General features: G+C 75.3%; 4 protein-coding genes. 1 reads left to right on the forward strand and 3 read right to left on the reverse strand.

The window, feature by feature from the left end; translation table 11 throughout:
• Positions 1-40: 40 nt before the first annotated feature.
• From AC5R91_RS12105 to AC5R91_RS12115, 3 genes are all read right to left on the reverse strand, one after another.
• On the reverse strand, positions 41-5968 hold the full coding sequence (locus tag AC5R91_RS12105; protein WP_495397246.1) for a hypothetical protein: 5928 nt from the start codon (positions 5966-5968) through the stop codon (positions 41-43).
• Positions 5965-8577 (reverse strand): CHAT domain-containing protein, encoded by a 2613-nt coding sequence (locus AC5R91_RS12110; protein ID WP_495397247.1) that lies wholly within the window; start codon positions 8575-8577, stop codon positions 5965-5967. Before AC5R91_RS12110 ends, AC5R91_RS12105 begins: the two co-directional genes overlap by 4 nt.
• 135 nt (positions 8578-8712) lie before the next feature.
• Complete coding sequence (locus AC5R91_RS12115; RefSeq protein WP_495397248.1) at positions 8713-10131, reverse strand: serine/threonine-protein kinase; 1419 nt, start codon at positions 10129-10131, stop codon at positions 8713-8715.
• 221 nt (positions 10132-10352) lie between these two features.
• Here AC5R91_RS12115 and AC5R91_RS12120 point away from each other — a divergent pair, with 221 nt between their 5' ends.
• On the forward strand, positions 10353-11291 hold the full coding sequence (locus AC5R91_RS12120) for an NADP-dependent oxidoreductase (protein ID WP_495397249.1): 939 nt from the start codon (positions 10353-10355) through the stop codon (positions 11289-11291).
• Positions 11292-12439: the final 1148 nt, after the last annotated feature.

The raw sequence follows: 12439 nt of genomic DNA on the forward strand, positions 1-12439 counted from the left end.
CCGGGTGAGGCCCGTCCCACCCGGGCTGGCGCAGGGGCCGTCAGCGCAGCAGCAGGACATCGTCGCCCGGACGCGGATCGACCGCCACGGTGGCATCCGGGTGAACCGGCCCGTCGTCGGAGGCGGCCTCGTAGATCAGGTCCTTGACCCGGCGGGCGGCGTAGACCGGCGCCAGAAGCGGTCCGGCGCGGCCGAGCCCGCCCCGCATCGCGAGATCGACCGTCTCGCGCACCACCGCACCGACCGCGGCCGCAAGCTCGTCGGGCAGGGGTGGAATCACCAGCACCGCCGGGGCCCCCGCGTCGAGCGCGGCGATGGCCAGATCGACGAAACCCGCCCGATCCTCACCCAGGGGCGCCGCCGCGCCGTCCATCGGATCGGCCTGCAGCACGGCGAGGTGGACGTCACCGACGTGGAGGTCCTCGATCCCCAGCGTGTTCTCCTCATCCGCGGCGGACGAGGTCGACGCGTCGTCGCTTACCCGCAAACGCATTCCCGACATGGTGCGCACGGGAGTACCGATCGCCTGTGCGATGACGGCCGAGCCAGCCAGGCCGTCGTCGGGACGCAGGTGACGCGGACCGCGGAAGGTACCTGCCGGCCCCGAGCGGGCCAACTGGTTGCCGACCGGCTGGAAGCCGCTGGACCCGAAGCGCACGAAGACGATCGTGCGGGCGGACTGCGGCGGTGCGGTCGCGGCGAGCCGCCGTTCCCAGTCCTCGCCCCGCGCCTCGTCCGCGACCACGAGCGGGATCAGCCACAGGCGTCGGCGCTCCCAGGCACGCCAGCGGCGCCGGCGCACGAACGTGGCCCGCTGCCCGTCCAGCCGCCACAGCAACCGGGCGGGCAGGACCCGGTCGATCAGGGGCCACGGCCGGTCCGACCACAACAACCAGCTCCGGGTCGGTTCCGAGGTGACGACCGGCTTCACCAGGCGCGGGGGCAGGGCGATGGCCGTGTACCGGCCGTCCCGGATCTGGATCGGTGAGCCGACCCGCAGGCGCAGGCGGTCCGGCGGGACGGGGGCGGCGCTGCGACGCCGGGCCCCACGCGAACCGCCGCGCCCGGAAAGCAGCGACGCAAGCACCTCCCGCAGGCCGCCGGCGGCCCAGGCGGACAGTGTCGCCACCGATGCCAGTACGAGCAGGATGCCGGGGATCAGCAGGGCGGGCAGCGCCACGTCCCCGTCCCACCAGGAGGTGCCCCCGCCCGTCCTGACCGCGCGCCCGGACCGCGGGAACGCGACGATCAGCGCAGCCAGGGCCACGACCAGCAGCACCGCCGCGACCACTCCCACCCCGATGCGTGCCCGTCGCCGGGGACTGCGGCTCACCGCGACCGGTTCGGATCGCCGCCACGGATCGGCCGATCGGGGCGGCCCGCGATCGTCGTCCGGCTCGCCAGGGTCGTCCAGGCCGCCCCAGCCACCGCGGTCCGCAGCGGCGACCGGCGGGACCGGCGGGTCATCCCAGGGGGGTGGCGGCACCACCGCCAGGGACAGTTCGGGCGGCGGGGACGGTCGAGTCACCTCCGCCGGGCCGCCAGTGGGCCGGCGCTCCCCTCCCGCCTGCCCCTGATTCGGCCCGGCCTGCGCCAGCGCGAGGCGTTCGAGCCAGCCCGGCCAGGCAACCAGCCGCCACGAGGGCGGCGCGGCCGTCTGCGGGTCGGGTGCCTGCCCGGCGCGCTGGCGCAGGCGGGCGCCGAGCACGGCCGCGGACTGGGCGCCGAACTCGTCACCGGCGTCCCGCAGCCGGTCCGCCACCGAACGCGGCGCGAGAGCGGACGGGCGTTCCAGCATCCGTTCCGCAGCGGAGGTCGGCGCGGGATCGAACGGGCGGATGAGCAGGGCAGCGGCGTGCGCGGGCAGCCGCGGGGCGAGGACCTCGGCGACCGCCATCGCCGCGCGGGCGCCAGCCAGCGGCGGCAGCGCGGCCAGGACGAGGGCCACCGGGTCGCCGCCCGAAGGCGACCGCCGGGCGCGCAGGGACGATCCGGACGGGCGGCGCGGGTCCCACAGCAGCGCGGCACCACGCAGCCGTGCCTGCGGGTCGGTGAGGCGGACAAGGTCCCCGGGGTCATCGGCGGTCGACCCGGCCGATCCAAAGCCCAGAGTCCGCCACTCGAAGCGATCCACCACGCCCGTCCCCGCTGGCGAGCCCGGCTCGTCGGCCGGCGGCGGGGACGGCAGGACGACCCGCGAACCCGGCCACGCCCGACGGGTCAGCGATTCGTGGTCCTGGCAGCGCCACCAGGCGTGCCAGCTACCCGCCTCCGCGGGGCTGTCCGGCCGTTGCCCTCCGATCAGGGTCAGCACCAGCCACGCCTCGGCCCGCACCGGTACCGAGCCCGCCCGCGCGAGCTGGCGGATCGACGGGCTGAACTCCGTGGTCCGGTAACGGCGGCACAGCGCCAGCAGGGCCAGCTCGCACTGCTCGACGGCGGCGAGGTCGTCGCCTTGCGCCCTCGCCGCCTCGCGGTACCCGACGATGATCTCGGCCGCCCGGTGCGGCTCGTCGAGCAGCGCCCACGCGTCGGCGACCTCGACCGCGAGCGGGCGGATCTGACGATGCAACCAGCTCGTCGGATGCCGTCCGGCCACGTAGCCGAGATGCTCGTTGAGGCGCTCGAGCGTGGATCGGAAGATCACATGATGGTCGAGGGTGAGGTGGACGGCCGCGGCGACGCGCCGCTCGGCGTCGATGTCCCCGGTGCGCCGAAGGATCTCGTCCAGCCAGTGTGCGGACAGATCGGGCGGCTCGACCGGTGGAGCCTCGCGGGCGAGCAGCAGCAGCACGGCGAGATGGGCGCGATCGACCAGCCCGGGGGGCACCACCCAGTCGGCCCATTGCCGGGCGGCCGCCGGTTCGAACCGCTCGATCGCCGCGAGCAGTGCGGCTGGCGACGCGCCCGCCGCGGCAGGCAGGCGTAACGCCAGGACGGTCTCGACGAGTTCGGTGACAAGCGCGACCGCCGGATCGTCCGCGCCCGGCGCCCGGCGCGCGGCGCCGAGCAGATCAGCGATCTCCCGGCGGTTGGCCGGCCCCGCCGCCGAGGGATCGTTCGACCGGCCCCGGAGGATGCCCGCCGTGTACCCCGCCGCAGCCGCCAAGTAGCCGACGGAGCCCGCTAGCAACGCGGCCGTGACGGCCCGGCCGGGCAGGGCGTGGTCGGCGCCGAACCGGTCAAGGCCTGCCGCCAGGCCGCTGTCGGGCAGCCCGCCTTCGGCGACGGCCTCCGCGGCCGCGAGCAGCGACCCGGCGGGAACGGCGTCGAGGGCGTCGATGAGAAGCCCGCCGGAGGAATCGCGTGACTCCGCGGGCCGGGTCGACCGGGCATCGGGCGGCCGGGGCCAGTTGGAGGTCGGCCGGGGATCGGTCAAGGCGGTGACACTGATCGGCGAGGACGCATTCTCGGCGGCGACCAGCCCGAGCACGGCCCTGGCGAGAAGCACGCCGCTGTGCTCGGCCAGGGGATGGCGGGGCGCGTGGTCGAGCACCCCGGCCCACAGGGCCTGGACCGCGGCATGATCCCCAACGTGGATGCGGGCGGCGGCCTGGGTCGCGAGGATCGCCGCCAGGATCGTCGGGTTCGACGAACGTCGGTCCGGGTCGGACGGGCGCGGCGGGTCGGACGGGCGCGGCGGGTCGGACGGGCGCGGCGCCGGGGAGGGCGCGGGGCCGTCGGCGCGCAGGCGTTCGACGCCGGCGGCGCGCACGCAGACCTGGGCCGCCCAGCCCCATTCGCCGGACGCGACGATCCGTTCCTCCAGGTCGGCCCAGAAGACGGCGGCGTCCGTGACCGGCAGCAGCCGCACCGCGGTCTCGACGGCCTCGGCGGTGACCGCCGCCAGCGGACCGGCGGTGACCAGCGCGGCCGCGTCCCGGCCGAGCCGGGCCCGGTCGAGCGGGTACCGCTCGGGCTCGGCGGCGGCTGCGACGGCGATCCGAATGCGGTCGCGCAGGTGTTCGTCGACCTCGATCACCAGCGGTTCACCCCGGGAGCCCAGCGCGCGGACGTGGATCCACTCCTGGGCGGTGAGACCGTCGAACGCGGCCTGCGGGTCGAGACCGGCCCGGCGCAGCGCGGGGCTGATCATGCCGAGGTCGAAGCGGCCGAGCTCGGCGGCGATGGCGAGGGCGCCGCGGGCGTTGTCGTCGGCGAGGCGGGCGATGATGCGCCGTTCCACCAGCGGATCGCCGGCGGCGCGCAGCACGGCCGGGTCGAGGTCGGGCTCGCGGGCGATCCACTCCCGGTAGGCGGCGAGCTCGAACGGGTTGTAGCGGACCTCGCCCGCCGGGGTGGGCGGCATGCGAGCCTGTTCCAGCAGCGCGGTGCGCAACGCGCCGCCACGCCGGCGCCCCAGGTGACCGGGCCGGATGGTCGCCCGGGAGGAGGCGGCCAGCTCGATGTCGTCGAGCCCGGCGTCCGGCTCGCTGCGCGGTGCGTCGAGGTAGCGGTGGGCCTCGGCGGCGGTGAAGCCGGCGACCGGGACGACCCGGACGTAGGCGCGGGTCAACAGGACCGGCCCGGCGGCGCGCTGCCCCGCGTCGGACGGGGGGATGAGCGGGCGGCGACCGGCGAGGACGACCCGGACGCCCGGCAGCTCGGCGTGCAGCCGTTCCAGCAGGTCGAAGGTGCGGTCGATGGCCGGGGCCGCGGTGCCCGGCGCGTACAGCTTGGCGAGTTCCTCGCAGGTGTCGAGCACGAGAACGACCCGCGGCCGGCCCAGTTCCCGCAGCACCCGGGCGAACGTGCGGACGACGTCGTCGAACAGGGTCCGGATCGTCTGCGCGGCGGCGGCCCGCAGCGCGCCCGCGGTCGACCGGACCGGGCCGTGGTCCGGGTAGACCGCCGAGCCGTAGACCTGCCCGGGCGGCCCGGACTCGGGGCCGGTGCGGCCGAGCTGCTCGTGCAGGGCGTTCGCCGCGTCGCGGAAACGCCGGTACGAGTGATACCAGCCGCGGCTGGCCCCGTAGCCGGCGAGCTCGTCGGCGAGGGCGAGCAGCACCTCGGCGGGCCGGTGCTCGGGGTAGCGGGGATCGAGATGGTCGAAGTCGACGCGCGCGACCGGGAACGGCGCGAGGCCCCGCGCGGCCGCGAACGTGCCCGAGGCGAGGTAGCGCAGCACCATCGTCTTGCCGATGCCGCCCGCGCCGAGCAGGTGCACCGCCCATGGCGTGCTCGGCCCGTCCTCGGCGAGCAGCTCACCGAGCGCGTCCTCGGCCTCGGCCCGGTTCTGGTAGTCGCGCAGGTATTCGGCATCCTGGGCGTCGCGGTGGGCCCGGTCGAGCCGCCAGCCGGCCCGGCGGGCCGCCTCGGCGAGCGTGCCCCCGCAGACCGCGCCGATCGTCCGCGCCGCGGCCACGAGCCGGGCCGCGGCGGCCAGCCCCGCAGGCGGTTCGACGCGGCTGCCCGGGCCGGATCCGGCGGCGGTGACGAGGCTGTCGACCCGCTGGAACAGGCTGGACCCGGAATGGTCGCGCCGGTGCTGGACGGCGACCTCCAGCCAGGGCGCGAACTCGCGGGCGAGCTCCCCCGCGGGCGCCTCGGTCGCCGCCGCGATCACCTCGCTGAGCGCGTCGACCTCGGCGTCTACGTCGAGACCCAGCTCGCGCAGGTGGCGGCCGACCTCGTCGCGCCGGGACGCCCGCAGCCAGAACACCTGCCGGACCGTCCGGCGGGGGCCGAGGGCACGCCGCCGCTCGATCAGACCGGCCTCGTCGAGCCGGGTGAGCAGCGCCGCCAGCTCGTCGGCGGGCACGAGGCCGAACAGGGCGGCGGTGGCGTCCGTCCACTCGGGCACCAGCGCCAGCCGACACAGTCGGGTCGGCTCGAACGCCGCCAGGGTGGCCACGCGTGCCCGTGCCAGCAACGCGCCGACGTCCGGCTGCGGATCCTCGGTGGGATCGCCGCCGGGGCCGGTCGTCCCGGCGGGGCGTCCGGTGGGCGGGGGCGGCGACGACCTCACCGGACCTGCTCCTCGTAGGCTCGCAGGGCGCCCTCGTCGTCGGCGGCGACGAAGGCCTCGTAATCGGTGAGAATCGCGGCGACGAAATACAGGCCCTCGCGGACAGCGGTGGGTTTGCCCTGCAAGCGCCCGAGGGTCTTCTCGATTCTCGCCCGTGACGCGTGCCGCGCGGCGGTGTAGACGAACGGATAACTCGGATGCCACGGGTGGAGAAGCACCCACTGATATCCCAGTATGGCGCTCGCCGGGGGCATCGGGGCCAGCTCCGGGAAAACGAAGCCGGGCTGGCCGGCCTGACCGTCCCGGAAGTCCTTGAGAAACACCCCCTCCTGCTCCACCAGGGAGGCGGTGACGACCACGGGGATCGGCCGGTCCGGGCTGCCCAGCCCGTCGCGGCGGATCATCGCCAGCAGCGGCCGCAGCCCGCCGACCCACCGGTGCACCTCGTCGCCGAGCACGACCACCCGCGTCGCCGCGCCGAACGGTTCGCCGGCGGCCACGGCCGCGTCGGCGAGTGCGCCCAGGTCGCGGGCGAGGCGGTGGCGCAGCCCTGGTCCGGGCAGCGGGGCCGACCCGGCGGCGAACTCCGCGACCGCGTCGTAGAGCAAGTCGAACCGCGCCTCGGTGCCGACGCCGCGCAACGCCTGCGGACTGACGGTGCCCGCGAGCCGCGAGTCGGGATCGGCGTCGAGGACGGTCAGCGGCGGCGGGTCGATCCCCAGCACCTCGGCGATCATGATCGCCTTCTCGAGGATCTGGCTGACAACCGCACGCAGGTCCGGGGGCGCGGCGCCGTCACCGAAGGGGCCGATGAGCAGGGGCAGATGCCCCGTGCGCAGCAGGCGCAGCCCGACCTCGCGCAGCAGCCGGCTCCCACCCAGGCCGCTCATCGAATCCTGGGCGACCGCGGCGACAAACCCGGGGCAGGCTTCGGCCGCCGGGGCGGTCAGCGCGTCAGTCGCCGCGAGCACCCTGTCATGGCCGATGAACACCGGCGCCTGGCGCAGCCCCAGGCTCTCGGCGGCCCGGCGCAGCCCGAGCACCGGCGCCGGGTCGACCACCCGCAGGTCCGCAGGGACGTTCTCGGCGAGGACGAGCGTCGGCATCGCCCAGTCGAGATACCGGCTCGGCGGGTCACCGTGCAGCAGCGCCGCACGCCGCCCGGCCGCGGCGGCGTCGACCACCGAAGCACCCTGCTGCACCGCTCGCACGAACCGGCGGGTGAACAACCGGCTCGCCTGCTCGCTGACCTCCCCGGACATCGCGACGACGATCGGCACGCCGCGCACGGCGAGCTCGGCCGCGAGCGACCGCCCGGCGGCCCGGGCCGCGTCCGGAGGCGCATCGGCGTTTCCGTTTCCCGCCGGCCCGTCGCCGGGGCCGCCCGCGTCCGGGCCACCGGGGCGGGCGCTGCCGCAGACGCTCAGGATGACCGCCACCGGCATCCCCGCCGGGCCGCGCAGCGCGAGCGCCAGGGTCTCGCCGTCGACGAAGCGGAACCCGTCCGGTTCACCGGGATCGGCGACGCGGAGAACCGCGCGGTGTTCGCTGATGTCACCGTGCGCGACCAGGTGGACGACGTCCGGCTCGAAGTGCGCGCACGCCTCGCCGATGTCGTCGAGCGTCGCGTTCGTCATCGCCCGCGAGACGCACAGGCCCTCCGCCTCGAAGGCGCGCATCAGGCCCATGAACATCGCCCCCGGGCGGATCACCACGTCGTCGAGGGCGGAACCGGCGACGAACAGCACCCGCGGCACCCGCCGGATCGTCGCCGGGGCCGGCGTCGCGGCGGGCACCACCCGGGTGACGGCGACGAGCGCCCGAGGATGCCCGGCGAGCGGCGCCTCCCCGTCGTGCATCGCCTCCCACACCAGGCCGGCCAGCGCCGTGTCGTCCGCCGGCCAGCGCAATGCGAGCTCCACCCCCCGGGCGGCGTGCACCGCGGGCGCGGCGAGCAGGCGTCTCCACACCGGCGCGAGCAGGCACTCGAACAGCCACCGGCCGTAGAGCTGGGCGTCGTTGTCGCGCAGCTCCCGGCCGGCGATCCGGGCCAGCAGGCCGGAGATCTCGCCCGGATCGCCGGCGCACACCGCGGCCAGTGCCGGGTCCGCTTCGCCCGGCCCGAACGACGGGCCCGCACCGGGCACGGACAGCGCCGAGGGCGCCGAGCCGCCCGAACGGCCGGCGTGAGCCGCAGGGTGACCGTGACCGGGAGGATGATCCTGATGCGCGCCCGCCCACAGTCCCATCTCCCGGCCCCACCGCGGACGCGAACGCGGACGGGACGACCCGGCACCGGGCCGCGGCCCCGCGGCGAGCTGCGGCCCCACCACGAGATCGGCGTCGGCTAGCGGTTCCCACGCGGCGGCACCGTCGGGCGCGGCGGCACCGTCGGTCCCCTCGGCGCCGTCGGGCGCGGCGGGCGTGGGCAGCGCGGGCGGACCCGCCGGCTCGACCCACCAGGTCGGCACTCGCCGCGGCAGCCCGTCGACGTCGGTCACCACCACCGCGGCCATCCCGTACCGAGCCGTGATCCCCGCGCCCCGCACGTGCACGGTCCATCCGTCCCCACGGTCCTCGACGTCGACGAGGACCCGGGGGATCCTCACCGTCCCTCGGCCAGGGTCGAAGATTCCAGGGCCGTCACGCACGCACCTCCGCCCGTGAGTCCGCCGCCCACCGGATTCCCGGGCGGCGCGGCGGACCCCCGTTCGTCAGTTGACCTCGCCGAGATCCCGTCATCGTCAACGAACCTTCATCTCGGCCTCGGCGGGCAGATCGGCCTCGGCGGGCAGGGTGTCGCCGCGGGCGAGCAACCACGTGGTGAGGCGGGCGGCGAGAGCGGCCACGTCGCCGGGCGGGGGCGAGCCGGCGAGCACCCCCGGTTCGCCGCAGGTGCGCAGCAGTGCGGCGAACCGACGGTGCAGGTCGTCGAGCTGCTCGCCGGCGACGGCGAGGTGCGCGGCGACGCCGGCCTGCACGGCCAGGCGCGCGGCCGGACGCGACCGGCGGGCATGCGGGCTAATCGGCACCGGGTCACTGCGCAGGGCCCTCGTCCAGCTCGCGATGCGGCCGCCGGGGTCGAACCAGGCCGGGTCGACGCCGGCGACGGCGAGCAGCGTGGGGGCGCCGATCGGCAGGGCGAGCAGGGCCTGGGCGACGGCGGGCACGACGGCCAGGTGCCGGCGCAGCTCGGCCGCGGTCGGCCCGGCGGCGTTCGTGTCCGCCAGCCACGCCTCGGCCGCGGCGACCGTCGTCAGTACGCCCATGGGATGGGTGGCCGGGTGCTCGCCGCGGACGCGGCGGACGAGCTCGCCGAGCAGAGCGCGGCGGACCAGGGGCGGCGGGTACGGGTGGCCGGGTGGGGACAGCCCGGCGAGGCGAGTGGGCGCGGCGTGTTCGAGCTCGTCGACCGCCCACGCCGCCGCATCGGCGATCATGACGGCGGAGAAGGCGTCGGCAAAGAGCTCCGCCTGCCAGCCCGACCACTGGGCGGCGAGCTCCGCGTCACCGCCCGAGGCTGCGCGCACCGCGTGGTCCAGCGCGGCGCGGGTCAGGTCGGGCAGGCCCGCCATCAGGTCCCGCTGGACGTGGTGGCCGGTCTCGTGGGCCGCCGGGGCCAACCACCACGCCTGGCGCGTGGCCCATTCCGGCAGGGCGATCGCCGGGATCGGCAGCTCGCGCAGCAGGGCGCGGACGGCCTCGTCCACCGCGTCGGTGCGGGCCGGCGGCCGCAGCGCCACCGGCATGCTCGACCGGGTGACGGCGAAGGCGTTGAAACGCGGGTCGATGTAGGCGAGCGGACCGGTCGGCGCGGGCAGCCCCATCGCCGCGAACGGCTGCGACCAGCACGACCGGACGAGTTCGTCGGCGGCGAGCAGAATCGGGCCCAGCCGCTCGTCGAGCCGCTGGTCATAACGTTCGCGATACCAGTCGAACGTGCGCCGCACGACGGTCAGCATCGTCTCCGCCGACCGGCATCCGTCGTAGCGCGCGCCGCTGTCGCCCAGCTCCCGCAGGGAACCGGCCCGGCCGGCCAGGGCGGCGAGCATCTCGCCCAGCACCCCGTCGAGTATTCGGAAATGATTTCCAAAGCGGAGAAACCGGTCATCTCCGCGGCGGCCGTCCAGCCATCCGGAGAGATCCCGCTGCGCCTGCAGCACCGCCCCCACGGTCCGGTCGATCCGCCGGAGGGACCGATCGGCGCCGAGATCCACCCCCATGTCGGCAAGAGTACCGAGTCGACCACAATGCGTCTTGCCTGGGTTGTTCATCCGCCCCTTTCGGCGGCGGAATGCGTCGGTCCGACTGCGGCGGCGCACGTGGCTCGCCCCAGCGCATTCCCAGCGCGGCGGGAGGGTGGACGGCGTTAGGGTCGTCTGTCATGAGAGCCGTGGGAGTGGTCGAGTTCGGCGGGCCGGAGGCCCTGCGCATCGTGGACGTGCCCGAGCGGCATGCCGGTCCGGGCGAGGTCCGGATCCGGTCCGCCGCCGCCACCGTGAGTCCGACGGACACCTTCACCCGCAGCGGTGACCGGGCGAAATGGCTGTCGAAATGGGCGCCGCCCTACGTGCCGGGGATGGACGTCGCCGGCGTCCTCGACGAGATCGGCGAGGGGGTGTCGACGGATCTCGCGATCGGCGACCACGTGATGGCGATCGTCGTTCCCGCCGCGTCGAACGGCGGTTACGCCGAGCAGGTGGTGGTGCCGGCCGAGTCCGTCGCGCGGGTCCCCGCGGGCGTCGGTGACGTGGCCGCCTCGACGCTGCCGATGAACGGGCTCACCGCGCGGCTGGCGCTCGACCTGCTGGGCCTCACCCCCGGTCAGACGCTGGCGGTGACGGGGGCGGCCGGCTGCTTCGGTGGCTACACCGTCCAGTTGGCCAAGGCCGATGGGCTGCGGGTCGTCGCCGACGCCTCCGAGGCGGACACCGAGCTCGTCCGGGGGCTCGGCGCCGACATCGTGGTGCGCCGCGGCGACGACGTCGCGCAGCGGATCCGGGCGGCGGTGCCAGGTGGGGTGGACGGGCTGGCGGACGGTTCGATCCAGAACGACGCCCTGCTCGGCGCGATCCGCGACGGCGGCGGGTTCGCCGCCGTCCGCCCGTTCCAGGGCGAGACCGAGCGTGGGATCACGATCCACCAGGTGTGGGTGCGTTCCTACGCGCGCGAGCAGGCCAAGCTCGACCGGCTGCGCCAGCTCGTCGAGGAGGGCGCCCTCACCCTGCGGGTGGCGAAGACCATTCCGGTCGAGCAGGCCGCCGAGGCCCACCACCTCCTGGAGAAGGGCGGCGTCCGCGGCCGGCTCGTGCTGACCTGGTGAACCGCGGGTCCGGCGCGAAACCGCCGGACCCGTCCGGCCTGCCCGCCGGCCCTCTCGACTTTCGGCCCACGCGGGCATGACGCCCTACTCCGGCAAGGCGCCTTACTCGGAGAGATGGCGCCCTACTCGGAGATGGCGCCCTACTCGGAGATGGGGCCGAGCCGCCGGATGACGCCGAGCTGCCGTAACGGCGGTTCGGCGCCCCGGAAGTGGCCGCCATTTCGAGGTAGGGTTTCGACAAGTCGCGCCACCGGTGGCCAGGCGCCGCAGGTGGGGCGCCTGGCCGGCGCGGAGGTCGGGCGCGGAGGCGGGACACGTTCTGGCGGACGCTCGGCGGTCCGACAGGAGGGGCCACCTTCTCGGTATCACACCGGGTGAACTACAGCCCAACCGTCACCCACACCCAGATCCTCCAACGGCCAAGCCGAATTGATATCCTCTGCCCGCACGCAACGGCGACGACACGGGTAGTCAATTCTCACCCGACAACAAAACAGACCATCTTTGATCAATGCCAATTGCGCGGAACTCTCGTAGGCTGAATGCGCGCAGGCAGGCATCAGCAGTACCGCCACAGGTAGGCGGAGCTGGTCGGCGACCCTCTCCGCTCACGGCGGGAGAGCCCTGATGGCGGTCGGCCCGGCAACGACGGTGTGTAATCACCGACCGAACACGGCGTTCTCGTCTCCGACGAAGCCCGAAGCCGCCGATCAGGCGCAACGAATATGCGCGCGGCCGCAACGGCTCGTTGCACTCTGTCCCAGATACGCCCAGCACGGTGTGATGTGTCCACCGGCGGACGCGCAGCCCGCTTCCCAGCTACCGAGGCGAGGAGGACACCTGATGATGTCGACGGGATCCTCCTCCTGGGACGTCGGATTCCGCCGAGGGTGGCTGCCCCGCCCGCACTCGATCACCCACTGCGATGGGCGGATCGCCGCGCGGGTCTTCATGGGCGGTGAGGCACACCGGGAGAGGGCCACGGGCACCGCACGCACCGGTCCTCTCCCGGACCCTGCCCGCACACCGGGCACCAGCACCGAGCGCACACACCGGGTCTGCGTACGCCGGTCCTCCACCGGCACGGGCCCGACCACCACATCTCCCACCCCCGCATCGGGCTCCCGATGGGCCGCCTGCGGCCCCCG

This window comes from Frankia sp. BMG5.60, from assembly GCF_059428125.1.

Coding starts and splice junctions, on each gene's coding strand:
- AC5R91_RS12120 (WP_495397249.1), top strand. CDS start 10,353: ATGAGAGCCGTGGGAGTGGTCGAGTTCGGCGGGCCGGAGGCCCTGCGC.